The sequence below is a fragment of the Clavibacter zhangzhiyongii genome, assembly GCF_014775655.1.
Taxonomy (GTDB): Bacteria; Actinomycetota; Actinomycetes; order Actinomycetales; family Microbacteriaceae; genus Clavibacter; species Clavibacter zhangzhiyongii.
Window position 1 is genome coordinate 648,335 of the sequence record NZ_CP061274.1, and the last position, 24,535, is coordinate 672,869.

The 24,535-nt window shown below is 74.4% G+C and carries 25 protein-coding genes and 1 pseudogene; 10 read left to right on the forward strand and 16 right to left on the reverse strand.

Annotated elements, in window-relative coordinates; translation table 11 throughout:
* Positions 1-121: 121 nt before the first annotated feature.
* The 5 genes and pseudogenes from H9X71_RS03280 to H9X71_RS03300 all read right to left on the reverse strand — a co-directional run bounded on the left by H9X71_RS03280 (position 122) and on the right by H9X71_RS03300 (position 5,149).
* On the reverse strand, positions 122-919 hold the full coding sequence (locus tag H9X71_RS03280; protein WP_244961749.1) for a dienelactone hydrolase family protein: 798 nt from the start codon (positions 917-919) through the stop codon (positions 122-124).
* A gap of 2 nt (positions 920-921) precedes the next feature.
* Complete coding sequence (gene purL, locus H9X71_RS03285) at positions 922-3,285, reverse strand: phosphoribosylformylglycinamidine synthase subunit PurL (protein ID WP_191148310.1); 2,364 nt, start codon at positions 3,283-3,285, stop codon at positions 922-924.
* Positions 3,282-3,977: a phosphoribosylformylglycinamidine synthase subunit PurQ gene (gene purQ / locus H9X71_RS03290; protein WP_086514052.1), complete on the reverse strand. Its 696-nt coding sequence runs from the start codon at positions 3,975-3,977 to the stop codon at positions 3,282-3,284. Before purQ ends, purL begins: the two co-directional genes overlap by 4 nt.
* A gap of 152 nt (positions 3,978-4,129) precedes the next feature.
* A pseudogene (gene purS, locus H9X71_RS15060) lies at positions 4,130-4,369 on the reverse strand (phosphoribosylformylglycinamidine synthase subunit PurS); the annotation flags it as partial.
* Between the two features lie 96 nt (positions 4,370-4,465).
* A complete protein-coding gene (locus tag H9X71_RS03300) occupies positions 4,466-5,149 on the reverse strand; it encodes a DUF2848 domain-containing protein (RefSeq protein WP_191148312.1) in 684 nt (227 codons plus the stop codon).
* Positions 5,150-5,313: 164 nt separating this feature from the next.
* On the opposite strand from H9X71_RS03300, the gene H9X71_RS03305 reads away from it, so the two are divergent.
* Complete coding sequence (locus H9X71_RS03305; RefSeq protein ID WP_191148313.1) at positions 5,314-6,702, forward strand: MFS transporter; 1,389 nt, start codon at positions 5,314-5,316, stop codon at positions 6,700-6,702.
* A gap of 100 nt (positions 6,703-6,802) precedes the next feature.
* On the opposite strand, the gene H9X71_RS03310 is transcribed toward H9X71_RS03305, so the two are convergent.
* Complete coding sequence (locus H9X71_RS03310) at positions 6,803-7,477, reverse strand: GntR family transcriptional regulator (RefSeq protein ID WP_191148314.1); 675 nt, start codon at positions 7,475-7,477, stop codon at positions 6,803-6,805.
* 28 nt (positions 7,478-7,505) lie between these two features.
* Here H9X71_RS03310 and H9X71_RS03315 point away from each other — a divergent pair, with 28 nt between their 5' ends.
* On the forward strand, positions 7,506-8,345 hold the full coding sequence (locus H9X71_RS03315; RefSeq protein WP_191148315.1) for a carbon-nitrogen hydrolase family protein: 840 nt from the start codon (positions 7,506-7,508) through the stop codon (positions 8,343-8,345).
* Positions 8,346-8,352: 7 nt separating this feature from the next.
* Here the strand turns inward: H9X71_RS03315 and H9X71_RS03320 are convergent, their stop codons facing one another.
* From H9X71_RS03320 to H9X71_RS03330, 3 genes are all read right to left on the reverse strand, one after another.
* On the reverse strand, positions 8,353-8,574 hold the full coding sequence (locus tag H9X71_RS03320) for a helix-turn-helix domain-containing protein (protein WP_191148316.1): 222 nt from the start codon (positions 8,572-8,574) through the stop codon (positions 8,353-8,355).
* On the reverse strand, positions 8,574-9,050 hold the full coding sequence (locus H9X71_RS03325; RefSeq protein ID WP_191148317.1) for a DUF2975 domain-containing protein: 477 nt from the start codon (positions 9,048-9,050) through the stop codon (positions 8,574-8,576). The genes H9X71_RS03320 and H9X71_RS03325 overlap by 1 nt, the downstream gene beginning before the upstream one ends.
* A gap of 156 nt (positions 9,051-9,206) precedes the next feature.
* The gene (locus tag H9X71_RS03330) at positions 9,207-10,196 is read right to left on the reverse strand and encodes an aldo/keto reductase (RefSeq protein WP_191148318.1); all 990 of its coding nucleotides are present in this window, start codon (positions 10,194-10,196) and stop codon (positions 9,207-9,209) included.
* Positions 10,197-10,321: 125 nt separating this feature from the next.
* On the opposite strand from H9X71_RS03330, the gene H9X71_RS03335 reads away from it, so the two are divergent.
* The 3 genes from H9X71_RS03335 to H9X71_RS03345 all read left to right on the forward strand — a co-directional run bounded on the left by H9X71_RS03335 (position 10,322) and on the right by H9X71_RS03345 (position 13,204).
* Positions 10,322-10,807: a Fur family transcriptional regulator gene (locus H9X71_RS03335; protein ID WP_244961750.1), complete on the forward strand. Its 486-nt coding sequence runs from the start codon at positions 10,322-10,324 to the stop codon at positions 10,805-10,807.
* Positions 10,808-10,886: 79 nt separating this feature from the next.
* The gene (locus H9X71_RS03340; RefSeq protein ID WP_191148319.1) at positions 10,887-12,416 is read left to right on the forward strand and encodes a catalase; all 1,530 of its coding nucleotides are present in this window, start codon (positions 10,887-10,889) and stop codon (positions 12,414-12,416) included.
* A 167-nt stretch (positions 12,417-12,583) separates the two neighbouring features.
* A complete protein-coding gene (locus H9X71_RS03345; RefSeq protein ID WP_191148320.1) occupies positions 12,584-13,204 on the forward strand; it encodes a hypothetical protein in 621 nt (206 codons plus the stop codon).
* Positions 13,205-13,211: 7 nt separating this feature from the next.
* Here the strand turns inward: H9X71_RS03345 and H9X71_RS03350 are convergent, their stop codons facing one another.
* Complete coding sequence (locus tag H9X71_RS03350; RefSeq protein ID WP_425321407.1) at positions 13,212-13,727, reverse strand: GNAT family N-acetyltransferase; 516 nt, start codon at positions 13,725-13,727, stop codon at positions 13,212-13,214.
* Between the two features lie 2 nt (positions 13,728-13,729).
* Positions 13,730-14,305: a GNAT family N-acetyltransferase gene (locus tag H9X71_RS03355; protein ID WP_191148321.1), complete on the reverse strand. Its 576-nt coding sequence runs from the start codon at positions 14,303-14,305 to the stop codon at positions 13,730-13,732.
* 86 nt (positions 14,306-14,391) lie between these two features.
* Between H9X71_RS03355 and H9X71_RS03360 the strand changes: the two genes are divergently transcribed.
* The 3 genes from H9X71_RS03360 to H9X71_RS03370 are packed head-to-tail and all read left to right on the forward strand — an operon-like array spanning position 14,392 to position 17,098.
* Entirely contained in the window at positions 14,392-15,564 is a 1,173-nt protein-coding gene (locus H9X71_RS03360) for an AI-2E family transporter (RefSeq protein WP_191148322.1), read from the forward strand.
* A complete protein-coding gene (locus H9X71_RS03365; protein WP_191148323.1) occupies positions 15,561-16,361 on the forward strand; it encodes a DUF1206 domain-containing protein in 801 nt (266 codons plus the stop codon). The genes H9X71_RS03360 and H9X71_RS03365 overlap by 4 nt, the downstream gene beginning before the upstream one ends.
* Positions 16,358-17,098: a PhzF family phenazine biosynthesis protein gene (locus H9X71_RS03370; RefSeq protein ID WP_244961751.1), complete on the forward strand. Its 741-nt coding sequence runs from the start codon at positions 16,358-16,360 to the stop codon at positions 17,096-17,098. The genes H9X71_RS03365 and H9X71_RS03370 overlap by 4 nt, the downstream gene beginning before the upstream one ends.
* A 23-nt stretch (positions 17,099-17,121) precedes the next feature.
* On the opposite strand, the gene H9X71_RS03375 is transcribed toward H9X71_RS03370, so the two are convergent.
* Both H9X71_RS03375 and H9X71_RS03380 read right to left on the reverse strand, forming a co-directional pair.
* Positions 17,122-18,444 carry a hemolysin family protein gene (locus H9X71_RS03375; protein ID WP_191148324.1) on the reverse strand — a complete coding sequence of 441 codons (1,323 nt, stop codon included), beginning with the start codon at positions 18,442-18,444 and terminating at the stop codon, positions 17,122-17,124.
* Positions 18,441-18,584: a hypothetical protein gene (locus H9X71_RS03380; protein WP_191148325.1), complete on the reverse strand. Its 144-nt coding sequence runs from the start codon at positions 18,582-18,584 to the stop codon at positions 18,441-18,443. The genes H9X71_RS03375 and H9X71_RS03380 overlap by 4 nt, the downstream gene beginning before the upstream one ends.
* Positions 18,585-18,651: 67 nt before the next feature.
* Between H9X71_RS03380 and H9X71_RS03385 the strand changes: the two genes are divergently transcribed.
* Complete coding sequence (locus tag H9X71_RS03385; protein ID WP_191148326.1) at positions 18,652-19,050, forward strand: hypothetical protein; 399 nt, start codon at positions 18,652-18,654, stop codon at positions 19,048-19,050.
* Between the two features lie 86 nt (positions 19,051-19,136).
* Here the strand turns inward: H9X71_RS03385 and H9X71_RS03390 are convergent, their stop codons facing one another.
* The gene (locus H9X71_RS03390; protein ID WP_191148327.1) at positions 19,137-20,366 is read right to left on the reverse strand and encodes an FAD-dependent monooxygenase; all 1,230 of its coding nucleotides are present in this window, start codon (positions 20,364-20,366) and stop codon (positions 19,137-19,139) included.
* Positions 20,367-20,475: 109 nt separating this feature from the next.
* Here H9X71_RS03390 and H9X71_RS03395 point away from each other — a divergent pair, with 109 nt between their 5' ends.
* Positions 20,476-20,970, forward strand: coding sequence for a MarR family winged helix-turn-helix transcriptional regulator (locus H9X71_RS03395; RefSeq protein WP_191148328.1), 495 nt, complete (start codon positions 20,476-20,478; stop codon positions 20,968-20,970).
* 15 nt (positions 20,971-20,985) lie between these two features.
* On the opposite strand, the gene H9X71_RS03400 is transcribed toward H9X71_RS03395, so the two are convergent.
* Both H9X71_RS03400 and H9X71_RS03405 read right to left on the reverse strand, forming a co-directional pair.
* A complete protein-coding gene (locus tag H9X71_RS03400) occupies positions 20,986-21,765 on the reverse strand; it encodes a glycosyltransferase family 2 protein (RefSeq protein WP_191148329.1) in 780 nt (259 codons plus the stop codon).
* Positions 21,762-24,407, reverse strand: coding sequence for a PIG-L family deacetylase (locus tag H9X71_RS03405; RefSeq protein WP_244961752.1), 2,646 nt, complete (start codon positions 24,405-24,407; stop codon positions 21,762-21,764). Before H9X71_RS03405 ends, H9X71_RS03400 begins: the two co-directional genes overlap by 4 nt.
* Positions 24,408-24,535: the final 128 nt, after the last annotated feature.

Genomic DNA, 24,535 nt, shown 5'->3' on the forward strand with positions numbered 1-24,535 from the left:
GATGCGTGAACTGCACGCACAGGTCTACGCGAGGGGTGCGGGGATGGCAACCCGGGGGCGGCGTGTCGGCCGGGCGCGGAGGGATCCGCCAGGCCGATCATGCGGATCGCCCAGCCCGCCGTCAGCTCAGGTGCTCGGCGAGGAAGTCCGTGAGCGCGCGCCACGAGCGGCGCTCGGCGCGGTCCTGGTACTGCGCGCCGTGGTCGGGCGCGTCGACGCCCGGCACGGAGAACGCGTGCATGGCGCCGCTGTACGTGACGACCTGCCAGTCGATCGCGGGACGCGTGCGCATCTCGTCCTGGAACGCGGCGACCTTCGCGTCGGGGACCATCTGGTCGTCCGCGCCGGTGAGCACGAGGATCGCGGCCTGCACCTCGGCGACGTCGGCGGGCTCGTGCACGACGAGGCTGCCGTGCAGCGACACGGCCGCCTTGACGTCGGCGCCCGCGCGGGCGACCTCGAGCGATGCGCTGCCGCCGAAGCAGTAGCCCATCACGGCGATGCGCGAGGGGTCGACGTCCGGCTCGGCCGCCAGGCGGTCGATGCCGGCCTGCACGCGGGCGCGCAGGAGCGGCAGGTCGGCATAGAAGGACCCGGCGACCTGCGCCGCGTCCTCGGGGCCGGGACGCACGTCGCGGCCGTACACGTCCGCCGCGAAGGCGACGTAGCCGAGGCGCGCGAGCATCTGGATCCGCGCGGCCACGTGCCCGCCGACGCCGAACCAGTCGTGGATCACGAGCACGGCCGGGCGTCGGCCGCCCTGCGACGCGTCGCGGGCGAGCAGCCCCTCGAGCTCGGTGCCCTCGTGGTCGTACAGCACCGGGCCCATCTGGATGTCGGCGCCCTCGGGCAGCGGCACGCGCTCGGTGAGCTCGGCGAGGGACGGCGACCAGACGGGGGTCGATGCGGGATCGGTCATGCTCATGCCTCCACGGCGGTGCCGAAGCGGGCGGGGAGCGTGGCGCGGTGGATCCCGCGCAGCTCCTCGACCGACAGGGTGAACAGGCCCTGCAGCTCGAGGCCGGGCGCCTGCGCGTCCGTCACCCCGATGCGGAGCACGGGGTAGCCGCGCCCCTCGCAGAGACCCTGGAACTTGACGTCGTCCTCGCGGGGGACCGTGACGAGCATCCGGCCGGTGGACTCGGAGAAGAGGGCGGTCGCCGCATCCACGCCGTCGCGCTGGACGATGCCGTCGAGCCAGACGCGCGCGCCGACGCCGAAGCGCATCACGGACTCCGCGAGCGCCTGGCCGAGGCCGCCGTCCGAGAGGTCGTGCGCGCTGGCGACGAGCGACTGGGTCGCGCCCGCCGCGATGAGGGAGGCGAGGTCCTTCTCCGCCGCGAGGTCGACCACGGGCGGGACGCCGCCGAGGTGGTCGTGCACCGTGCCGGCCCAGGCGGATCCGTCGAGCTCCTCGCGCGTGACGCCGAGGAGGTAGATGTTGTCGCCCTCGTCCTGCCAGCCGGACGGGATGCGGCGCGCGACGTCGTCGATCACGCCGAGCACGCCCACGACGGGCGTGGGGTGGATGGCCTGCGTGCCCGTCTGGTTGTAGAGGGACACGTTGCCGCCCGTGACGGGGATCTCGAGCTCCAGGCAGCCGTCCGCGAGGCCCTCGACCGTGCGGCTGAACTGCCACATGACCTCGGGGTCCTCGGGGCTGCCGAAGTTGAGGCAGTCGCTCACGGCGACGGGCGTCGCGCCGGACGCGGCGACGTTGCGGTACGCCTCCGCGAGGGCGAGCTGCGCGCCGCGGTACGGGTCGAGCTGGCAGAAGCGGCCGTTCGCGTCGGTGGCGACCGAGAAGCCGAGGCCGCTCTCCTCGTCGACGCGCACCATGCCCGCGTCGTCGGGGAACGACAGGGCCGTGTTGCCCATGACGTAGCGGTCGTACTGGTCGGTGATCCACGACGCGTCGGCGAGGTTCGGGCTGCCGAGGAGCTGGAGGAACTGGTCGCGGATGTCGTCGGGCGCGGTGGGGCGCGCGAGGCGCGAGGCGGAGTCGGCCTGGAGGGCGTCGATCCACGTGGGGTAGGCGACGGGGCGGTCGTAGACCGGGCCGTCGACCGCGACCGTGCGCGGCTCGACGTCGACGATGCGCTCGCCGTGGTGGTCGATGACGAGGCGGCCGGTGTCGGTGACCTCGCCGAGCACGCTGGTCTCGACGTCCCACTTGCGGACGACCGCGAGGAAGCCCTCGAGCTTCTCCGGCGTGACGACCGCCATCATGCGCTCCTGGCTCTCCGACATGAGGATCTCCTCGGCCGTGAGCGACGGGTCGCGCAGCAGCACCTCCTCGAGCCGGATGTGCATGCCGCCGTCGCCGTTCGAGGCGAGCTCGCTCGTGGCGCAGGAGATGCCGGCGGCTCCCAGGTCCTGGATGCCCTCCACGAGGTCCTCCCGGAACAGCTCGAGGCAGCACTCGATGAGCACCTTCTCGGCGAACGGGTCGCCCACCTGCACCGCGGGGCGCTTGGTGGGGCCGCCGTCGGCGAAGGTGTCGCTCGCGAGGATGGAGGCGCCGCCGATGCCGTCGCCGCCCGTGCGGGCGCCGAACAGCACGACCTTGTTGCCCACGCCGCGCGCGTTGGCGAGGTGGAGGTCCTCGTGGCGGAGGACGCCCACCGCGAGCGCGTTGACGAGCGGGTTGCCCTGGTACACGCGGTCGAAGTAGGTCTCGCCGCCGATGTTCGGCAGGCCCAGGCAGTTGCCGTAGAAGCTGATGCCGGAGACCACGCCGTGCACGACGCGCGCGGTGTCGGGGTCGTCGATGTCGCCGAAGCGGAGCGCGTCCATCACGGCGACGGGGCGGGCGCCCATCGAGATGATGTCGCGGACGATGCCGCCGACACCGGTCGCGGCGCCCTGGAACGGCTCGATGTAGGAGGGGTGGTTGTGGCTCTCGATCTTGAAGGTGACGGCCCAGCCCTCGCCCACGTCGACGACGCCGGCGTTCTCGCCCATGCCGACCATGAGGTCCTTCTTCATGGACTCGCTGACCTTCTGCCCGAACTGGCGCAGGTACTTCTTCGAGGACTTGTAGGAGCAGTGCTCGCTCCACATGACCGAGTACATGGCGAGCTCGCCGCTCGTGGGGCGGCGGCCGAGGATCTCGCGGATCTTCAGGTACTCGCCCTCCGTGAGCCCGAGCGCCGCGTACGGCTGCTCCTTCTCGGGGGTGCGCTCGGCCATCGCGACGGTGTCGGCGACGTGGCGACGCGCGCCCTGCCCCTCTCCCGCGGGGGCCTCGGTGGGGACGGATGCGGGATCGGGGTGGACGCTCACTGCGCGAGGACTCCTTCGAGGACGGACGTGAAGAGACGGAGGCCGTCGACACCGGAGCGCATGGCGGCCGGGGTGTCCGGTCCGAAGCCCTCCTCGACGGCGTGCTCGGGGTGGGGCATGAGGCCGACGACGTTGCCGCGGGCGTTGGTGATCCCGGCGATGTCGCGGAGGGATCCGTTCGGGTTGCCGCCGAGGTAGCGGAAGGCCACGCGGCCCTCGCCCTCGAGGCGGTCGAGCGTGTCGGCGTCGGCGATGAAGCCGCCCTCGCCGTTCTTCAGCGGGATGGTGATCTCCTCGCCCTCGGCGAAGGCGCTGGTCCACGCGGTGCCGGTGGCCTCGACGCGGAGGCGCTGGTCGCGGCAGACGAAGTTCCCGGCCTCGTTGCGGATCAGCCCGCCGGGCAGCAGGTGCGCCTCGGTGAGCATCTGGAAGCCGTTGCAGATGCCGAGCACGGGGACGCCGCGCTCGGCCGCGTCCACCACCTCGCGCATGATCGGCGCGAACGCCGCGATGGCGCCGGCGCGCATGTAGTCGCCGTAGCTGAAGCCGCCGGGGAGCACGACCGCGTCGACGCCCTGGAGGTCGTGGTCGCCGTGCCAGAGCGCGACCGGTGTGGCACCCGCGAGGCGGACGGCGCGCTGCGCGTCGCGGTCGTCGAGGGATCCCGGGAAGGTGATGACCCCGACGCGCATCAGCGCTGCTCCGCCGCGGCGGAACCGTGGGGGAGCGGGTGCGCGGCGACGTCGGTGTCGGCCGTGCCGCCGTCGGCGACGGTGTGCTCGTCGGTGACGTTGCCGGTGGCCATGTCGGCCTCGGCGGAGAGGCCGAACCCGTCGAGCCCGGCGACGTGGACGCTGATGACGTCCTCGATGACGGAGTTGGAGAGCATGTCGGCGGCGAGCGACTGGACGTCGGCGAGCAGCGCGTCGTCCACCTCGCCCTCGACGGTGAGCTCGAAGCGCTTGCCGATGCGGACGCCGGTGAAGCGGTCCTTGCCGAGGCGGGACAGGGCGCCGGCCACGGCCTTCCCCTGGGGGTCGAGCAGCTCGGCCTTGGGCATCACTTCGACGACGATCGTGGGCACGATGGATCTCCGGCTTCCTGGAGGCGGGTGGATGCGCTCAGCGTACCCGACGGCCGCGCCCCGCCGGGCGGGTCGGCGGGGCGCACGGCGCGGGGATCAGCCGATCGCCTCGGGCAGCAGCTCCACGCGGTAGGCGGCGTCGATGGTCTCGCCGGTCGCCGGGTCCTCGAGCTGCACGCGCCAGCGCGACGCGAACTGGTCGACGCCCGGGACCATCGCGACCGTGCCCGAGATCAGCACCGTGCCGGGGACGCGGAGGCCGCGCTGCTCGAGCACCTCGAGCCAGTGGTCGGGCGTGAGGAGCGCGCCGAGGGTGGAGTCCTGGATGAGCTCCTCGGCGCCCTCCTCGCCGACCCAGCCGCGGAGGCGGATCGCATCGAGGCGGTCGCGCACGTCGGCCAGGCGCCACGCCTTCCGACCGAGCACGTCCGGCCCCGCGTTCTTGCTCCACGCGACGCCGTGCACCTCGAGCGCGCGGTCGGTGTGGTCGCACGCGACGGTGAGGAGCACGTCGTCCTCGGTGATCACGAGCGCCCACTCGGCCTCGCCCGAGGTGCGGCCGTGCTGCGCGAACACGGTCTCCGCCTGGGACGCGAGGTAGGGCGCGACCGGGTAGAGGGCGGGCGTGACGTCGGGGCCGGGGACGCCGAGCTCGGCGAGCTCGGCGATGTGCGCTTGGACCTCGGCCTGGTCGCGGCCCGCGTAGCCGGCGTTGAGGAGGCTCACGACCTCGACGCTCGTGGTGGATCCGTCGGGCAGCTGGAAGCGCAGGGTGGTCATCGATCCTCCGGTGGTGTTTCGAACGTGTGAAGAAATGCGGTCCGAGCCGCCCGGCCGTGGTGCCGGGGCCTTGGTATGCCTACTGTATACAGCACACCGACCGGACGCCCGGCGGGATCCGACCCCCCGGATCCGCCGCCCGGATGACCCACCCAGGAGCTCCCATGGCCGACGACCCCTCCGCCGTCAGGGCGACGCCCGCGCCCGCATCCGGCGCACCCGCCACGACCGAGAAGCCGTCGAGGCGCGACCTCGTGAAGGCCTTCACCGCGAGCCTCACCGGCACCTCGCTCGAGTGGTACGACTTCGCCGTCTACTCCGCCGCCAGCGCCGTCGTGTTCCCCGTCGTCTTCTTCCCCGCGTCCGACCCGTACACGGCGACGATCCTCGCGTTCTCCACCTACGCGGTCGGCTACGTCTCGCGCCCCATCGGCGGGTTCGTCTTCGGGCGGCTCGGCGACAAGATCGGCCGGAAGCCCGTCCTCGTGCTCACGCTGCTGCTCATCGGCATCGCGACCTTCCTCATCGGCGTCCTGCCGGGCTACGCCACCATCGGGCTCGCGGCGCCGATCATCCTCGTGCTCCTCCGCTTCGCGCAGGGCGTGGGCGTCGGCGGCGAGTGGGGCGGCGCGGTGCTGCTCTCCAGCGAGTTCGGGGATCCACGCAAGCGCGGGTTCTGGTCGTCGGCCGCGCAGGTCGGCCCGCCCGCGGGCAACCTGCTCGCCAACGGCGCGCTCGCGCTGCTGACCGTGCTGCTCACCGAGGACGACTTCCTCGACTGGGGCTGGCGCGTCGCCTTCCTCCTCTCCGCGCTGCTCGTGGCGTTCGGCCTCTGGATCCGCCTCAAGCTCGAGGACACCCCCGTGTTCAAGGCGCTGCAGGAGCGCGGCGACCGCCCGAGCGCGCCCATCTCCGAGGTGTTCCGCACGCAGGGCCGCCCGCTCGTCGCGGCGATCCTCTCCCGCGTCGGACCCGACGTCCTCTACGCGCTCTTCACCGTCTTCACGCTGACGTACGGCGTCAACTCGCTCGGCTTCGAGCGCAGCCAGGTGCTCGTCGCGGTGCTCGTCGGATCCGCCGTGCAGCTGTTCACGATCCCGCTCGCGGGCGCCGTGAGCGACCGGATCAACCGCCGGGCGCTCTATGCAGCCGCCGCAGTGGGCGCGGCCGTCTGGGCGTACGTGTTCTTCGTGATCACCGACGGCTCGTCGACCTTCGTGCTCGGCGTGGGCATCGTGCTCGGCCTCTTCTTCCACTCCTTCATGTACGGGCCGCAGGCGGCGTACATCATCGAGCAGTTCTCGCCGCGGCTCCGCTACACGGGCGCCTCGCTCGCGTACACGATCGCCGGCGTCATCGGCGGGGCCATCGCGCCGCTGATGTTCACGATCATCTACGAGGAGACCGGCAGCTGGGTCGGCATCGCGCTGTACCTCACGGCCGCGGTCGTGCTCACGCTCGTGGGCCTCGCGATGGGCCGCGACTCGAACGTGGAGGAGGACGAGGAGTACGTGCGCCTCGGCGCCGAGGGCGTGGCGGCACCGCGCGTCTGACGCTCCCCGTCACCCGGCGGCGCCCGGATCCCCGACCAGGGGTCCGGGCGCCGTCGCGTGCGGGCGGCGCCGGAGCGCGGGCACGGGCAGGCGCGGCGCGTCAGGCGCGCAGCAGCACGTCGAGCGTGACGGCGAGGTGCCGGTCGATCGCGTCGCGGGCCCCCTCGGCGTCGCCCGCCGCCAGCGCGTCGACGATGCCGGCGTGCTCCTCGCAGACCCGGTCCTGCCGGTCCACCGCGCGGTAGAGCGCCTCGACGCCCACGAGGATCTGCCGGGCGCGGAGCTTCGCGTAGGTGCGGCTCATGAGCTCGCTGCCCGCCGCGTCGACCAGTAGCTGGTGGAAGCGGCGGTCGTGCTCGATGAACTCCCGACCGCTCTCGCGCGGCGGCGTCGCCACCATCGCGCGCTGCTTCTCCAGCACCTCGCGCATCGCGTCGAGCGGCGTGCGGTCGTGCTCCACGGCGCTCGTGGCGGCGTGCCGCTCGAGGACACCGCGCAGCTCCATCAGCTCCGCGATCTCGCGGCCGGTGATGACGGGGATCCGCGCGCCGCGCTTCGGGATCATCTCCACCAGGTCGTCGGCGGCGAGCAGCAGCAGGGCCTCGCGGACGGGGGTGCGGGAGACGCCGATGCGCTCGGCCAGCTCCTGCTCGTTGAGGAACGCGCCCTGCTGGTCCGGGTCGGTGAGGACGTGCGCGTGCAGGAAGTCGTAGGCCCGCGCGCGGCCCGAGAGGGCGCTCGCCGGCGTGCCTGGATCGCCCGCCCGTTCTCGCATACGCTATGTATACATCACGAGGAGGACCATGAAGATCGCGCTCGCACAGATCATCAGCTCGGCGGATCCCGCGGACAACCTGGCACGGATCGAGCGGTTCGCCGAGGACGCGGCGCGGCAGGGCGCCGAGCTCGTGGTCTTCCCGGAGGCGGCCCAGCGCGCGTTCGGGAACCCGCTGCCGGAGATCGCCGAGCCGCTCGACGGGCCGTGGGCCTCCGGCGTGCGGGCGGTCGCCGACCGGCTCGGGGTCGTGATCGTGGCGGGCATGTTCACGCCGGGCGCCGACGGCCGCGTGCGCAACACGCTCCTCGTCGCGCGACCGGCCGCTGCTCCGGCCGAGGGCGCCTCCTCGTACGACAAGATCCACCTGTTCGACGCGTTCGGCTTCCGCGAGTCCGACGCCGTCGACCCCGGCGACCAGGTCGCCGTGATCGAGGTCGGCGGCACCCGCGCCTCCCTCGCCACCTGCTACGACGTGCGCTTCCCCGCCCTCTTCCTCGCGGGCGCCGACCGCGGCGCGGCCCTGAGCGTCGTCTGCGCGAGCTGGGGCGCCGGCCCCGGCAAGGCCGACCAGTGGGACCTCCTGCTCCGGGCCCGCGCGCTCGACTCCACGACCTTCGTGGTCGCGGTGGGCCAGGGCGACCCCGCGACGCTGCCGGCGGGATCCCGCGGCCACGACCCCGCGAGCGGCGCGCCCACCGGCATCGGCCGGAGCGCCGTCGTCTCCCCGCTCGGCGAGGTGCTGCACCGGCTCGGCGGCGAGGAGGAGCTCCTCGTGGTCGACATCGACCCGTCGGCCGTCGAGGCCGCGCGCGGCACCCTGCCCGTGCTCGCCAACCGCCGCCGCGGGCTCGAGCAGGCGGTCTGATCCGCGCCTAGCCCGGCGGCGTCGCGTCGTCCCGGTACGACAGCACGTCGCCCGGCTGGCAGTCGAGCACCCGGCAGATCGCCTCGAGGGTGGAGAAGCGCACGGCCTTCGCGCGGCCGTTCTTCAGCACGAAGACGTTGGCCGGCGTGATGCCGATGGCCGCGGCCAGCTCGGCGACCGTCATGCCGCGCGCGGCGAGGTGCGCGTCGAGGTCGACCTCGATCGGCATCAGACGACCTCCGCCAGCTCGGCGTGCGACGCGGCGGCGCGACGCAGCAGGCCGAGCATCGTCACGAGCACGAGGCAGAACGCCGCGCACAGGGCGGCGATCCCGACCAGGGCGACCATGACGGCCGGCGGCGTGATGCCCGCGACCGCGAGCCCGGCGAAGGCGAGGACGGCGAGGGCCGTCGCGACGGCGCCCAGCGCGACCATGGCCCGGACGAGCGCGAACGCGCGCCGGTCGAAGATGGCGTCGGACGCGGTCATCGAGGTCAGCCGCCAGATGATGACGAGCACGGCCTGCGCGCACAGCGTGACGGCGATCACCCACGCGGCCACGGGCACGACCAGCCCGTCGAGGTCGGCCTGGCTCTCGCGGAGCGGCCCGGTCGCGGCCGCCACTATGAGCGCCTCCACCGCGACGCCGAGCGCCACGAGCAGCGCCACCAGCGCCTTCACGCCGATCCTCGTCACCCTGGCCATGGCCGTCCCTCCTCCGTGCATCGGAAGTCGATGCATCGAAATACGATACTCATGGGACTGCAGGAGCGCGTCATCCGCAGGTCGCATCCGCTCGTCGCCGGACGCGACGCGGGCCCGGCCGCCGAGGCGACCGGGCCCGCGCGGGCGTCGGACGGATCAGCGCCCGAGGGGCGTCATGTCCTCGTAGCGGTCGCCGACCGGGGTGGGCAGCGACGAGAGGCGCGCGAGCTGGTCGGCGCTGAGCGACACGGCGTCCGCGGCCACGTTCTCGTCGAGGCGCGCGACGCGCTTGGTGCCCGGGATCACGGCGATGTCGTCGCCCTGGGCGAGGATCCACGCGAGCGCGACCTGGGCGGGCGTCGCGTCGAGCTCGCCCGCGACGTCCTTCACGGCGTCGACGATGCGCATGTTCTGCGCGAACGCCTCCTCCGCGAAGCGCGGCGACGAGGAGCGGTAGTCGGACTCGGAGAGGTCGGCGGCGCTCGAGATGGCGCCGGTGAGGAAGCCGCGGCCGAGCGGCGAGTACGCCACCAGCCCGATGCCGAGCTCGCGCAGCACCTCGAGCACGCCGGCCTCGGGGTCGCGCGTCCAGATGGAGTACTCGCTCTGCAGCACCGCGATGGGGTGCACGGCGTGCGCGCGGCGGATGGTGTCGGGCCCGGCCTCGGAGAGCCCGAGGTGCAGGACCTTGCCCTCCTCGACGAGCTCCTTCATGGCGCCGACGCTCTCCTCGATGGGCACGGCCGGGTCGACGCGGTGCTGGTACAGCACGTCGATGCGGTCGGTCCCGAGGCGCTGCAGCGAGGCCTCGACGGCGATGCGGATGCTCGTGGGCGAGCTGTCCATGCCGCGCTCGTAGTCCTCGGCGTCCTTGCCCGGCGCGTGCTTCAGCAGCCCGAACTTGGTGGCGATCACGACGTCGTCGCGGCGGCCGGCGAGCGCGGATCCGACCAGGCGCTCGTTGGTGAACGGCCCGTACGCCTCGGCCGTGTCGAAGAGCGTGACGCCCTGGTCGACGGCGCGGTGCAGGGTGCGGATCGACTCCGCCTCGTCCTGGCCGTGGCCGTCGTAGAACGCGCTCATGCCCATGCAGCCGAGGCCGATGCGGCCGACGTCGAGGCCCGTGCCGGTGTGGATGTGCTTCATGCGGTGCTCCGATCTCCCGCGGCCGGATGGGCCGCCCGTCGAGCCTAGGCACGTCCCGCCCTGTCGACGCGCCGCCGGTGCGCTTCTTTTGAATCGCTCAAGGGAAGTGTGCTTGACTCCTCCGCATGTCCCACGACCACGCGCACCACCACGCGCCGCCCCTCGACGCCGACGCCCTGCGCGCCGCGCTCCGCGGGGCCGGCCTCCGGGTGACCCGACCGCGCGTGGCCGTCCTCGAGGCGGTCGACGCCCAGCCGCACTCGGACGCCGACGAGGTGCTCCGCGCGGTGAAGGGCGAGCTGCCCGGCACGAGCATCCAGGCGGTCTACGGCGTGCTCGGCGCGCTCGCGGCCGCGGGGCTCGTGCGGCGCATCGAGCCCGCGGGATCATCCGCGCGCTACGAGCGCCGGACGGGTGACAATCACCATCACCTCGTGTGCACGTCCTGCCGGACGATCGTCGACGTGGACTGCGCGGTGGGGGAGTCCCCCTGCCTCATGCCGTCCGACTCGGCGGGCTTCCTGGTGGCGAGCGCCGAGGTGACGTACTGGGGCCTGTGCCCCGCCTGCCGGACCGCAGCCGCGGATCCCGGTGCCACCGTCGCGACCTGACCGTCGCCACCGGCCGCCTCCCCACGGCCGGACGACCCGAGCCAGCACCTCCCCGTTCCACCGCTGACAGGAGAAACACATGACCGACCAGAAGTACACGACCACCGACTCCGGCGCACCGGTCGCCAGCGACGAGCACTCGCTCTCCGTCGGCCCCGACGGCGCCATCCCCCTCCACGACCACTACCTCGTCGAGAAGCTCGCGCAGTTTAACCGCGAGCGCGTCCCGGAGCGCGTCGTGCACGCCAAGGGCGGCGGCGCGTTCGGCACCTTCCGCGTCACGGGCGACGTCAGCGCGTACACCCGCGCCTCCCTCTTCCAGCCCGGCGCCGAGGTCGAGATGCTCGCGCGCTTCTCCACCGTCGCCGGCGAGCAGGGCAGCCCCGACACGTGGCGCGACCCCCGCGGATTCGCGCTGAAGTTCTACACGGACGAGGGCAACTACGACCTCGTGGGCAACAACACCCCCGTCTTCTTCATCCGCGACGGCATCAAGTTCCCCGACTTCATCCGCTCGCAGAAGCGCCTGCCGGGCTCGCACCTGCGCGACCACGACATGCAGTGGGACTTCTGGACCCTCTCGCCCGAGTCGGCCCATCAGGTCACCTGGCTCATGGGCGACCGCGGCCTCCCGAGCTCGTGGCGCCACATGGACGGCTTCGGCTCGCACACCTACCAGTGGATCAACGCGGCCGGCGAGCGCTTCTGGGTGAAGTACCACTTCAAGACGCAGCAGGGCATCGAGATCCTCAAGCAGGAGCAGGCCGACCAGATCGCGGGCGAGGACGCCGACTTCCACATCCGCGACCTCACCGAGGCCATCGACCGCGGCGACCACCCGGAGTGGAAGCTCGAGGTGCAGATCATGCCCTACGAGGAGGCGAAGTCGTACCGGTTCAACCCGTTCGACCTCACCAAGGTCTGGTCGCAGAAGGACTACCCGCGCATCGAGGTCGGCACCATGACCCTGAACCGGAACCCGGAGAACTACTTCGCGCAGATCGAGCAGGCCGCGTTCGCGCCCTCGAACTTCGTGCCCGGGATCCAGACCAGCCCCGACAAGATGCTCCTCGCGCGCATCTTCAGCTACGCCGACGCGCACCGCTACCGCGTGGGCACCAACCACGCGCAGCTGCCGGTGAACGCGCCGAAGTCGCCCGTGCACAGCTACTCGAAGGACGGCGCGGCGCGCTACCACTTCGAGTCGGCCGGCACGCCCGTCTACGCGCCCAACTCGCACGGCGGCGCGCACGCCGACCCGGCTCGCGCCGCGGAGAGCGCCGGCTGGGAGCAGGACGGCGAGCTCGTCCGCGCCGCCGCCACGCTGCACGCGGAGGACGACGACTTCGTCCAGGCCCGGATGCTCGTCAACGAGTCGATGGACGACGCCCAGCGCGAGCGCCTCGTCGGCAACATCGTCGGCCACGTGAGCAAGGTCACCACGGCCGAGCTGCGCGCCCGCGTCATCCAGTACTGGACGAACGTCGACGCGTGGCTGGGCGCCGCCGTCGCCGCCGGCCTGCCGCCGCTGGCCGGATCCGCGCCCGTCGCGGAGGCCACCCCCGGCCCGACGCGCGACGCCGAGGAGGTCGGTGTCGCGGCCCGCTGAGCCGCGGCGATGATCCGCTGATCGAACGACACGACGCCCGTCCCCTCGGTGAGGGGGCGGGCGTCGTCGCGTGCGGGACGGGATCCAGCCGCCGCGCAAGGGCGTGTCGACCGGGCGGGATCCGTGGGACCGTCGGGGGCCCGCCACGACGACCCGGAGGACTCCGCATGCGCAGCACCCACCCGATCCCCGGCGACCCGTGGCCGCACGACATGGTGCTGCGGATCGAGGACGAGCCCCGCGATCTCACCTCCCTCCTGTTCGTGCGGGAGGCGTGGCGGCTGCCGATCGACGACGTGCCCGCCCTCGATGCGATCCCCGACGTGGGGTCCTCCGCACGGCCCGCGGGTCTCGATGAGGCGGAGGCCGTGGAGCGATGGAGGACCGAGTGGGCGCGGGTCTGGCCGCGCCTCGCGGTGCTCCGCGAGGCGATGCGCGCGCCGGAGGAGGAGGCGATGCGCCTGCTCCGCGACATCGCGGCCGACGGACAGCACGTCGGAGCCCTCTCCGACGAGAGGGGCATCGATCGCGAGGCGTTCGACGCGTGGCACGTCACCCTCCGCGACGACCACCGGCTGCCGCTCGCCGAGCACCCCGAGCGCATCCGCGTGACGGCGCTCGCCGACGCCTGGCGGCACGGGCTCGAGAGCATCGTGCAGCTGCCCTACGCGGGGTTCCACGCCGAGCGCATCGACCCGGCGACGCTCGTCGTGTCCCGGACGGCGCGGCACGATCCGGAGATGTACCGTCGCGCGCTCGCGGCGCCGATCGGCGGCGGGCCGTCCTGACGGACGGTCAGCCGAGCGGCAGCTCCATCTCCAGGTCCTTCTGCGTGCGGTCCAGCGCGTAGGGGACGCTGCGGCCCGTGAGGCGGAAGCCGCGGCGCTCGTAGTAGGCGCGGGCGCGCGGGTTGTCCTCGTGCACCTCGAGCCGCACGGCGCGGACGTTCGGGCGGTCGCGGGCCCATGCGATGATCGCGTCGAGGAGGAGGTCGGTGACGCCCGCGCCGCGACCCCTCGCGGACGGCGTGATGTAGACGCTCACGAGCATCACGCGGGTCGGGTCGGCGGCGACGAAGGCGTTCATCGCGCCGAGCCAGCGGCCGGTCGCGCGCTCGACGGCGACGTAGGCCGTGCTGCCCGGCTGCTCCGCGCGCGCGGTGCGGGCGCGCCAGTCCGACTCCGGCCGGGTGAGCGCCTGCTCGAGCGTCTCGAGGTAGGCGAGCGGGGTGTCCTCGAGCATCTCGAGGCGGAGCGCGCGGTACTCGCGCCAGTCGTCGGCGCGGAGGCGGTGGATCACCGCGTCGGGCACGGTCACACCAGCTGCCCGTTCACGTGGAGGTCGCCCGCGGGGAACGCGTCGGCGGGGGCGGTGACGGGGAGCATCAGCCAGCCGTGGTCCTGGTGCACGACCTCCGCGGCGCCGCGGAGCGTGAAGCCGTTGTAGTGGCCGGTGCGGCCGTCGAGGGGGATCCAGCCGTGCCGCACGTAGTAGCCGGTGGTGTCCGCGCCGGTCTCGAGCAAGCCGAACGGCACGGCGAGGCGGGCGAGCGCGCCGCGGATCCCGTCGGCGAGCAGCGTGCCGAGGCCCTGCCCCTGCCGCTCGGGGTGCACGGCCACCATGCCGGTGGATCCCACGAGCAGGTCGTCCGCCGGGTCGCCCGCGCCGTCGCCCGCCTGGACGAACATGCGCCGGATCCCCGCGTGCGCCACGAGCTCGTCGCCGTCGTGCACGAGGACCCGCAGCTCGGGCTGCGCCCCCGCCCAGCTGCGCGCGCCCGCGTAGCCCTCGCGGAAGTCGGGGAAGGCGAGCGCGAGGAGCGACGCGATGGAGGTGTGGGCGGCGACGTCGAGCGCGCCCTCGCGGACGACGGTGAGGCGGGGTCCCATGGGTCGAGGCTAGCCGTCGACCCCGCGGGTGTCCGGGCCCGGCCGCGGCCCGGTCGCGCGGCCCGCGCGCCCGTAGGGTTGAGCGCATGACCACCCCGCAGTCCGTCTGGCAGGACAAGCTCGGCCGCCTCTCCATCCGCTGCGTGCAGATCCTGGCGGTCCTCGTGGTCGCCATCGCGATCGTGTACGCCGCCATCTCGCTCAAGCTCGTGGTGATCCCGGTGATCATCGCGCTGATCCTCGCGTGCGCCGTCCGCCCGATGGTGCTCTGGATGGAGCGGCGCGGCCTGCCCGACGCGCTCGCCGCCGCCATCGCCCTGCTCACGGGCCTCGTGCTGTTCGGCGGCGCGATCACGCTCGTCGTCTTCGGCGTGCAGAGCCAGTGGCCGACCCTCGTGAAGGCCACCAGCGAGGGCGTCGACCGGCTGCAGTCCTTCGTCGAGGAGGGCGGCCTGCCCATCGACACGGCCCAGATCGACTCGTTCCGCCAGTCCGCCGTCGACTTCCTCACGAGCAGCCAGTTCGGATCCGGCGCCATCGCGGGCGTCTCCGCCGCGGCCGAGGTCGTCACGGGCGCCGTGCTCGGGCTCGTCGTGTTCTTCTACTTCGTCAAGGACGGGCCGCGCATCTGGGCCTTCCTCATCCGCCCGTTCCGCGGCCGCGGCCGCAAGCGCGCCGTGCGCGTCGGCCACGAGGGCGCCAAGGTGCTCGGCGGCTACATCCGCGGCACCGCGACGGTCGCGCTCGTCGACACCGTGTTCATCGGCGCCGGCCTCGTCTTCCTCGGCGTGCCGCTGGCGCTGCCGCTCGCGCTCGTCGTCTTCATCGGCGCGTTCGTGCCGATCGTCGGTGCCACCGTGGCCGGCATCCTCGCGGCGCTGGTCGCGCTGGTGACCAACGACCTCGGCACCGCACTCTGGGTCGTCGGCATCGTGATCCTGGTGAACCAGCTCGAGGGCAACCTGCTGCAGCCGGTCGTGCTCGGCAACGCGCTCAAGCTGCACGGCCTGGTCGTGCTGCTGGCGCTGACCGCCGGCACGATCCTCGGCGGCATCGTCGGCGCGATCCTCTCGGTGCCGCTCACGGCCGTCGCCTGGACCGCCTGGAAGATCGTGATGGAGCCCGACGAGGAGGAGAAGGAGCCGTCACCCCCGACGCACCCGCACGCGCCGCCCGCGAAGCGCGGCGTGCGCGGCCTCACCTCGCTGCTCACGGGCCGCGCCTCGACGCCCGCCACCGCCACCCGGGCCGACCGATGAGCGCCACCGGCGCCGCGTCGAGCCTCCAGCGCAAGCCCGGCTTCGCCGTCGCGGCCCGCCTCGGCCACGCGGTCAACGGCCTGCTGCACCTCCTCATCGGCGTCATCGCGTTCCGCCTCGCCACGGGCGGCGGCGGGGGCGAGGCGGACCAGTCCGGCGCGCTCGGCTCCATCGCGGGATCGCCCGGCGGCCGCGTGCTGCTCTGGGTGATCGTGGTCGGCCTCCTCGGGCTCGGCCTCTGGCAGCTCGTGGAGACCGTGCTCGCGCGCGGCGAGGACGCGAAGCGCACCTGGGCGGCCCGCGCGAAGGAGCTCGGCAAGGCCGTCGCGTACCTCGCGATCGCGTTCACGGCGCTGCGCTTCGCGACCGGCGGATCCAGCGACTCCTCCGAGCAGACGCAGTCGCTCAGCGCCCGGCTCCTCGCGGCGCCCGGCGGCGTCGCCCTGCTCGTGGTGCTCGGCCTCGCCGTGATCGCCGTCGGCGCCTACTTCGGCTTCAAGGGCGCGACGAAGCGCTTCCAGGAGGACATCTCGGTGCCGTCCGGGTCGCTCGGCCGCGGGATCACCGCGCTCGGCGTCGCCGGGTACATCGCGAAGGGCGTCGCGCTCGTCGCGGTCGGCGTGCTGTTCGTCGTCGGCGCCGTGACGGCCGATCCGAGCCGCGCGACGGGCCTCGACGGTGCGCTCCAGGCGCTCGCGGCGCTGCCCGCGGGCGTCGCCGTGCTCGCGATCACGGGCCTCGGCCTCATCGCGTACGGCCTGTACTGCGGCGCCCGAGCGCGCTACGCGAAGCTGTGACGCCGCGTCCGACCGCGGCCGTCGACGGCGTGCGGCCGGACGAGGTCCACGTCGTGCGCGTCTTCGCGGACGCGCGCGGACGGCACGGCAACGAGCTCGGCATCGTGCTCGCGTCGTCGCGCACCGACGGGCGTGAGCCCGAGATCGCGCGGGCGCTCGGCTTCAGCGAGACGGTCTTCGTCGACGCGGTGGACGCGCCGGACGCGGATCCCCGGGGCGCCGCGATCCGCATCCTCACGCCCGCGCGGGAGCTGCCCTTCGCCGGGCACCCGACCGTCGGCGCGGCCTGGTGGCTGGCGTCGCGCGGTGCGCCGGTCGACCACCTGCGGGTGCCCGCGGGGGTCGTGGCCGTGGTGCACGCGGCCGACGTCGTGCGCGTCACGGCGGAGCCGGCGTGGGGCCCCGAGTTCGCGTGGCGCGAGCTGCCGTCCGTCGCGGAGCTCGCCGCGCTCGACCTGCCAGCCGCCGTCGCGGACGCCGGCGCCGACCACCTCTACGCGTGGGCGTGGGTCGACGAGGCCGCGGGGGAGATCCGCTCCCGCATGGCGGCTCCCGCGCTGGGCGTGCCCGAGGACGAGGCGACGGGATCCGCCGCCCTCCGCGTCACCGCGCACCTCGGCCGGGCCCTCCGCATCACGCAGGGCCGCGGCAGCGAGCTGGTGACGCGGCTGCTCGACGACGGCCGCGCCGAGGTCGGCGGGCGGACGGTCGCGGATCGGGTGATCCCGCTGCCCTGACGCGCCGCCCGCCGATCCGCCGGCTACGCGCTCGCGCGCTCCCCGGCGGAGGCGTCCTGCTCGGACGCATCCTCCCGCGGGATGACGAGGATCTCGGAGATCCGGCGTCGGTCGAGCGCCGTCACCTGGAGCGTCACGCCGTCGACCTCGACCGTGTCGCCCACCTGCGCGAGCCGTCCGAGCTCCTCGATGACGAAGCCCGCGACGGTATCCGACGCCGAGTCGGGGAGCTTGACGCCCGTCGCCTCCTCGAAGTCCTGGAAGTTGAGGCGGCCGTCGATCGTGCCGCCGTCCTCCGCGAGGTCGCGCGCGGCCGTGTCGGTGTCGTACTCGTCGAAGATCTCGCCCACGACCTCCTCCACGAGGTCCTCGAGCGTGACGATGCCGTCGGTGCCGCCGTACTCGTCCACGATCACGGCGATCTGGTGGCCCTCGGCGCGCATCATCGTGAGCGTCGGAAGGACGCGCGCGGTCGCCGGGAGGTAGGGGATCGGGCGGAGGATCTCGGACACGGGCCGCTCCGGGTCCGCCGCGATGGCCTGGTACAGGTCGCGCACGTGGACGAAGCCGATGACGTCGTCGATGCTCTTGTCCATGACCGGGTAGCGCGAGTACGGCCGGTCCTGCACGTCGATGCCGGCGTCGCGGACGGTGCCGGTGCCGTCGAGCGCGGCGATCTCCGGCCGCGGCTTCATCACCTCGCTGAGCTGGCGGTGGCGGAGGGAGAGCACGTCGTCGAGGATCCGGCGCTCGTCGTCCGGGAGGCCCTCGTGGCTGGAGACGATGTCGCGGAGCTCCTCCTCGCTCATCTCCTCGCCGGTCTTGTGCGGGTCGCCGCCGAGGAGGCGCACGACGAGGTCGGTCGAGACGGAGAGCAGCCAGATGACGGGCCGCATGAGGATCGCGAAGCCGTTGAGCACGGGCGCGACGCCGTACGCGAAGCCGGCGTTCCGCTGGATGGCGAGGCGCTTGGGCGCGAGCTCGCCGAGCACGAGCGAGAGGTAGGCGATCATCAGCGTCAGCAGGAGCGTGGCGAGCGTGGAGGCGAAGCCGGACTCGAGGCCCCATGACTCCAGCAGCGGCACGACGGACGGCGCGATGGACGAGGCGCCGTAGGCGGCTGACGCGAACCCGGCGACGGTCACGCCGATCTGCACCGCCGCGAGGAAGGTGTTGGGGTTCCGGGCGAGGGCGGCGACCTTCTCGCCGCGGCGGCCGCGGGCGGCGAGGGCGTTGAGCTGGCCCTCGCGGAGCGTGACGAGCGCCATCTCCGTGGCGGCGAACACGCCGCCGACGAGGACGAAGACCACGACCAGGACGATGTTGAGGAGGAGGTCGCCGTTCACGAGCGGGTGCCGGACGTGCGGGCAGCGATGGGGCGGGCGGCCGGGAGGCGGGTGGCGCGGAGGGTGCGGGGCGTGCCCGGGGTCGTCCGGGCGCCGGGACTGTGGCTGTCGGGAGCGGGCTCCCGCGCGGTTCTGTGCATGGATCGAGGGTAGTGGAGCAGGTGGGGAGATAGCCGGGGCGGGTGCCCGTGCCCTAGCGTCGAGGCCATGGATCAGCAGTGGATCGGCTCCTGGGGCTGGCTCGCCCTCGCGCTCGTCAACGCCGGCCTCGCGGAGCAGAAGGGCCGGTCGAGGTGGACCTGGTTCCTCGTCTCGCTGTTCCTCGGGCCCATCGCGACCTTCTTCATCGTGACGTGGGAGCGGGCCCCGGCGCGTGCCGTCGGCGCCCCGCAGGAGGGCCCGACGAACGGGCTCCTCGCGGTGGGCGTCGGGCTGGCGGTCCTGGCGGTGGTCAGCGCGGTGGTCGCGGCGGTCGGCGGTGACGCCGGCATGTGGATCCTCGCGGGCGCCCTCGCGGTCGTGGCCGTGGTCTCGCTGGTGCTGCACGTGCTCGCGCACCGGCGTTGGGCGACGCTGCAGCGAGCGGGATCCGTCGGGTCGCGCTGACGACTCGGGCCGTGCGTCCCCCGGCGGACAGCAGGACGTCCGCCGGGGGACGCGGATGCTCCGGTCGTGGCGCCCGGCCCCGCCCCTCAGCCGCGCAGCCGCGGATAGGCGGCGAGCGTCGGCACGTGGCGCGCGCTCGTGAGGAGGAACCGGTCGGCGAGCCCGCGCACGGGCCGGGACGCCGCGACCCGCACGGCGCTGCGCATCGCCCGCTGCCCGAGCGCGGACGACGGGTGGCTGAGGCGGGCCCCGCCCGGCGGGAGCCCCTGCGCGCTGTCGGCGTATCGCCGCAGCTGCGCCTCATAGCGCGCGAAGGCGGCCGCGAAGGTGTCGGCCGGATCGGCGAGCGCGCGTCCCAGCTCGCCCGCCAGCACGTGGGCGGCGACGAGCGAGAGGGTCGTGCCCATGCCCGTGGGGCCGGATCCCCAGGCCGCGTCGCCGAGGAGCGCGATGCGTCCCTTCGACCACGTCGAGACGATCACCTGCTCCATGCGCTGCGTGTAGAACTCGTCCGGGCGCGCCTGGAAGCCGTCGAGGATCCGCTCGACCTGCCAGCCCGTGCCGCGGAAGCGCGCGCGGAGCACGGTCATCTGGGAGTCGAACGGCAGCTGCTCGAAGCCGGACGGCTCCGACTCGAACGACAGGCTCGCGCGGATCGTGCCCTCGTCGTCGGGTCGGATGGTGGCGTTCCGCGCGCCGCGTCCGGTGAGGAAGTCCCAGTAGCCGGTGTCGCCGGGGATCCGGTCGATCGTCCCGTAGGCGATGCTCACGCCGTGGTCGCGGAGCGTGGTCTCCTCGGCGAAGGCGAGCCGGCGCGTGCGCGAGCTGCGGCCCTCGGCCACGAGCAGGAGGTCGTAGCGCTCGTGGGATCCGCTCGCGAGCTCCACGTCGACCCCGGTCGCATCCTGGCGGACCCCCGTCACGAAGTCGCCGTAGCGGAGCTCGACGTCGTCCCGCACGAGGTCGACGAGGATCCCGGCGAACCGGCCCCGCAGGATCTCCACCTCCGCCGTCGGCCCGTCCTCGCCCTCCGCGCGCGGGAACGTGGCGAGGACGCGGCCCTCCTCGTCGACGAAGCGCGTGCCGTCCTCGCCCGTGAGGTTCGCCATGACGACGTCCTCGATCCCCATGCGCCGGAGGACGTCGCGGCCTAGACCGCGCACGTCGATGTTCTGCCCCGCCTGGCGCGGCTCGGCCGAGCGCTCGAGCAGGGTCACGTCGAAGCCCTCGCGGTGCAGGCCCCAGGCGAGCGCCGGTCCGGCGATGCTGGCTCCCGTCACGAGGACCCTCGGGCGGTGGTGGGTGGTGTCGGCCATGCGGTGATCTCCTCGGTCGTCCAGCGGACCCGGGATCCCGCGTCCGAGTAGACTCTATGGCGTAGATGCTTCACGGTGAAGCATTCGGATGAACTCAGAGGATCACGACATGTCCCCCACCATCGCCGTCCCGGGAGATCGCTCCGATGTGCTCGAGCGGCTCCGGGACTACACGACCGCTTTCGACGAGTCGGTGCGGCAGCTCGCCGCGGCGCTCGGGCTGCCGACGACGGACACGACGGCGCTCGCGGAGGTCATCTGGGCGGAGACCGCCGGCCGCGCGCTGTCCCCGGCCCGTCTGTCGGAACGGCTCCACCTGACCTCGGGCGCCACGACCGCGCTCATCAACCGGCTCGAGGGCGGCGGTCACCTCGAGCGGAGCCGGGAGAGCGCCGACCGGCGGGTGGTCACGCTGCGGCCGACCGCCGCCTCCCGGGCGCGGGTGACGGCCGTCCTGCAGGGCGCGCGGGCCGACGTCGACCGGTCGCTCGACGGCTTCACCTCCGAGCAGCTCCGCACGGCAGCGGAGGTCGTGCGGGCGATCACGGAGGGGACCGCGGCGGGGACGCGCGGGATGGCGGGGGAGGGCGCGACCCGGAGCTGACGGGCGGCGGTCCGGTCACCCCGCGGGGACGCAGGGGCTGTCGCAGCCCGCGCGCGCCGCCGCTCGCTCGAGCAGCGCGACGTGGAGGTAGCCCGCGTAGCCGCCGGGCGTCCGGCCGTCGCGGCGGCTCGAGGTGAGCACCTCGCCCGCGGCGGACGCCGTGATCCGCGCGCCGGCCTCCCGGAGCCGCGCGACCAGGTCGACGTCCTCGTGCTCGACCACCGCGGGGAAGCCGCCGGCCGCCGTGTACGCGTCCGCCCGCACGCCGAGGTTGGCGCCGTGCACGTGTCCGTTCGCGACGCCGGGCACGCGCGTCGCCTGCCACGCCGCGACCTGCGCGGGGCTGAGGCCGGCGAGCTCGGGCCGCACCGTGCCGACGACGACGTCGGTCCCGGCGTCCGCGAGCTGCAGCTGGCTGGTGATCCACGCGGGCGGCACCTCGGAGTCGGCGTCGGTGCACGCGATCCACAGCTCGGCCTCGGCGCCGTCCCAGCCCGCGAGCGCCGCGTCCACCCCTCGGGCGCGGGCCGCGCCGACCCGGCCGGCGGCGCTCTCGATGACCTCGACGCCCGCGGCGCGCGCGACCTCGGCGGTGCGGTCGCGGCAGTCGTCGGCGACGAGGATCACGCGCACCTCGACGCCCGCGGCCCGGGCGCGCTCCGCGGCGACCCCGACGGACGCGATGCAGCGGCCGACGAGCGCCTCCTCGTCGCGCGCGGGGATGACGATCGCGACCGCGCGGATCCGCGGCTCCGGCTGCTCCGCGCGACGGACCGCGGCCGACGCGCCCGTCACCGCAGCCCCGTCCGCACGGCGACCGAGCGCGGATCCGCGGACAGCACCTCGAGCACGAAGTCGTCCTCCTCGTGCCGCATGAGGCGGTGCAGCCCGGGCACGGCGGCGAGGCGCGCGTGCACCTCGTCGCCCGTCCGCCGGAAGTCGCCCTCGGGGTGCCGCCAGTGGCACGCGACGAGCGTGCCGGCGGCGCCGAGCGCGCCGGGCAGGGCGGCGATGACCCGGTCGAAGGCGGCGTCGTCGAGGTAGTAGCCGACCTCGCTCATCACGACGAGGTCGAAGGACCCGTCGGGCCAGTCGTCGCCGACGTCGCGGACCTCGACGTGCACGTGCGGCAGGTCCGCGAGCCGGGCGCCGGCCCGCTCGACGGCGGTGGGCGCGACGTCGACCGCGAGCAGCGCGTCGACGCGCTCGGCGAGGCCCGCGGTCGTCACGCCGATGGAGCAGCCGATCTCGAGCGCCCGGCCGTAGCGCTCGTCCGGCAGGGCGGCGAGGGTCGCGAGGCGCTTGCGGCGCTCGTACCACCGGGTCGTGACGCGCCACGGGTCCTCGGCGCGGGCGTACGCCGCGTCGAAGCGCTCGGCGGCGGTGGGGGCCGCGGTGGCGTCGACCGCGGGCGGGACCGGGCCGGCGTCCGCCATGATCAGGACCTCCCGGTCGCGGTCGGCGTGCTGCAGGAAGCCGGGCTGCAGCACGGCCCGGTCCTCGGGCGCGTCCGACAGCGCGACCACCTGGCTGGCGTGGGCCCGCACGGCGGAGGACTTGGCGGCCCGCATCGCCGGATCCAACGGCAGGGCGCGCAGCTCGGCCCACGGCACGCGCGGATCGCCGGGGGCGGCCCAGTGCCACATCCACACGGGGTACTCGACCAGCCGGATCCCGCGCTCGGCGGGCATCGCGCGCACCAGCTCGGCGACGACCTCGCCGGTGACGCGGTGGTCCCGGTGGCCGTCGCCGCGCCAGGGCGCGGCGACCCACGTGCCGGGCACGGCGTCGGCGAGGAGCGCGGCCAGGTCGTCCCGCACGGCGTCGCGCCGCTCGCGGATGCCGCCGTCGGGGTGGCCGAGGAGCACGAGCCGGGCGTCCGGGGCGACGGCGTCGAGCGCCGCGCGGGCCTCGTCCCGGCGGAGCGCGACGAGCTCGGCCGGCGTGCGCGTGGGGGACCCGGGGTGCGAGGCGGCGCCGTCCGTGACGATCCCGAGGGTCACGGGGACGCCGAGCGCGGCCGCCGTCGCCATGAGGCCGGCGGCGCCGATCGACTCGTCGTCGGCGTGCGCGGAGATGACGAGGAGAGCGGTCATCCCGGCGAGGTCGGGGGCGGGGAGCGCGTCCCAGCGCGGATCCGCGGGCCAGGCGTCCGCGTCGACCCCGGGCTCGCGCGCGTCGAAGGCGACGGCGCGCGCCGGGGACCCGGCCGGAGCGGTGACGGCCGCCGCCGCCGCTGCCGCTGCCGGTGCGACCGCCGCCGCGCTCGCGGCCTCCGCCGCCCGGCGCCTGGCATCCGCGAGCGCCCCGCCGAGCGACGCGTCGTCGCGCTCGGCGTGGTGCTGCCGCACGTACAGCTCGAGGTCGGCGACGCGCTTCGCGTGCTCGGCGTCCTGCGCGAGCGGCGCGGGCCCGAGCGCGTGGGCGACGTGCGTGAGCGTCTCCTCCACGGCCCGCGCGACGACGGCGCGCACGCGCTTGGCGAGCAGACGTCCCTCCTCGCCCTCGGCGCGTCCGCGGTCGACGAGGGCCGCCGCCTCCGCGAGGGAGGCGCGCGCGCCGTCGAGCGCCGCGTCCACGGCGCCGAGGTGCATGAGGACGAGGCGGTCGGCCCCCGCGCGGGACGCCGCGGCGAGCAGCGTGCGCGCGAGCCCGACGGCGCCGCCGTACCAGCAGGCCGCCACGCCGATCCCGCCCCAGTGGAAGCCCGCGCGCTCGAGGTACCAGCCGGGCTCTCCCACCCGCCGCGCCGGCACGTCCCGCAGGCGCAGGGGTCCGCTCGGGACCTCGGTCAGCCCGCGCGCGACCCAGGCGCCCGGCACGACCTCGATGCCCGGGTGACGGAGGTCCACGGCGAACAGCCCGCGTGTGCCGTCGGATCCGGCCGCGGTGATGAGCGCGTGCGTCAGCGACCCGGCGAGCGAGCACCACGGCTTCGTGCCCGAGAGCCGCACGCCGTCGGGCGTCGTGGGGTCGGGGACGGCCGTCAGCGGATCCCCGCCGCCCTCCGCCGCGAACACGCCCCAGGTCCCGGTCCCGGCACCGGTACCGGCGGCAGCGCCGTCGGCGTCCGCGCCGCCGGCCGCGCGCTCCTGCGCGAGGATCGCGATCGCGTCGAGGTGCGGCTCGACCGTGCGGGCGAGACCCAGGTCGGCCGCGGCGAGCGTCGCCAGCGCCTCCCAGAGGTCGGCCGTGCGGCCGCCGCCGGGGAGCGCCCCGGCGTCGCCCAGCGCGAGGCCGAGCGCCAGCGCGCGCTCCGTCGGCCAGCCGGGCGCGGCCTGCGGTGCGGCGAGCCCGGCCAGCGCGCGCGCCGTCGCAGGCCCGGGCGGATCCTCGCGGAGCGGCACCGCGGTCGGCGCCAGCCGCACGCGCGCCGGGGATGTCGGGTCGAGAGGAGAGGCGGGCAGGGTGCCGGAGTTCACGGTGAGGGGAGCCACTTCGTCAAGGGGGTTGACCGGACGATGTCCGGCCTGCTCCTCGAACCTACAAGCGCCGCGCCCCTCCGTCCTCCCCGGGACATGGGACGGTCCGGGCCCGTCCGCGGGTGCCCGCCTCCGACGGTGCG

Excerpts from the sequence above, each read along its gene's own strand:
- purQ (WP_086514052.1), bottom strand. The coding sequence starts at position 3,977 with ATGCGCGTCGGGGTCATCACCTTCCCGGGATCCCTCGACGACCGCGAC.
- H9X71_RS03320 (WP_191148316.1), bottom strand. The coding sequence starts at position 8,574 with ATGCCGATCGAGGTCGACCTCGACGCGCACCTCGCCGCGCGCGGCATG.
- H9X71_RS03385 (WP_191148326.1), top strand. The coding sequence starts at position 18,652 with ATGGATCAGCAGTGGATCGGCTCCTGGGGCTGGCTCGCCCTCGCGCTC.
- H9X71_RS03305 (WP_191148313.1), top strand. The coding sequence starts at position 5,314 with ATGGCCGACGACCCCTCCGCCGTCAGGGCGACGCCCGCGCCCGCATCC.
- H9X71_RS03315 (WP_191148315.1), top strand. The coding sequence starts at position 7,506 with ATGAAGATCGCGCTCGCACAGATCATCAGCTCGGCGGATCCCGCGGAC.
- H9X71_RS03300 (WP_191148312.1), bottom strand. The coding sequence starts at position 5,149 with ATGACCACCCTGCGCTTCCAGCTGCCCGACGGATCCACCACGAGCGTC.
- H9X71_RS03335 (WP_244961750.1), top strand. The coding sequence starts at position 10,322 with ATGTCCCACGACCACGCGCACCACCACGCGCCGCCCCTCGACGCCGAC.
- H9X71_RS03395 (WP_191148328.1), top strand. The coding sequence starts at position 20,476 with ATGTCCCCCACCATCGCCGTCCCGGGAGATCGCTCCGATGTGCTCGAG.
- H9X71_RS03390 (WP_191148327.1), bottom strand. The coding sequence starts at position 20,366 with ATGGCCGACACCACCCACCACCGCCCGAGGGTCCTCGTGACGGGAGCC.
- H9X71_RS03310 (WP_191148314.1), bottom strand. The coding sequence starts at position 7,477 with ATGCGAGAACGGGCGGGCGATCCAGGCACGCCGGCGAGCGCCCTCTCG.
- H9X71_RS03325 (WP_191148317.1), bottom strand. The coding sequence starts at position 9,050 with ATGGCCAGGGTGACGAGGATCGGCGTGAAGGCGCTGGTGGCGCTGCTC.
- H9X71_RS03380 (WP_191148325.1), bottom strand. The coding sequence starts at position 18,584 with ATGCACAGAACCGCGCGGGAGCCCGCTCCCGACAGCCACAGTCCCGGC.
- H9X71_RS03345 (WP_191148320.1), top strand. The coding sequence starts at position 12,584 with ATGCGCAGCACCCACCCGATCCCCGGCGACCCGTGGCCGCACGACATG.
- H9X71_RS03340 (WP_191148319.1), top strand. The coding sequence starts at position 10,887 with ATGACCGACCAGAAGTACACGACCACCGACTCCGGCGCACCGGTCGCC.
- H9X71_RS03280 (WP_244961749.1), bottom strand. The coding sequence starts at position 919 with ATGACCGATCCCGCATCGACCCCCGTCTGGTCGCCGTCCCTCGCCGAG.
- H9X71_RS03355 (WP_191148321.1), bottom strand. The coding sequence starts at position 14,305 with ATGGGACCCCGCCTCACCGTCGTCCGCGAGGGCGCGCTCGACGTCGCC.
- H9X71_RS03365 (WP_191148323.1), top strand. The coding sequence starts at position 15,561 with ATGAGCGCCACCGGCGCCGCGTCGAGCCTCCAGCGCAAGCCCGGCTTC.
- H9X71_RS03330 (WP_191148318.1), bottom strand. The coding sequence starts at position 10,196 with ATGAAGCACATCCACACCGGCACGGGCCTCGACGTCGGCCGCATCGGC.
- H9X71_RS03360 (WP_191148322.1), top strand. The coding sequence starts at position 14,392 with ATGACCACCCCGCAGTCCGTCTGGCAGGACAAGCTCGGCCGCCTCTCC.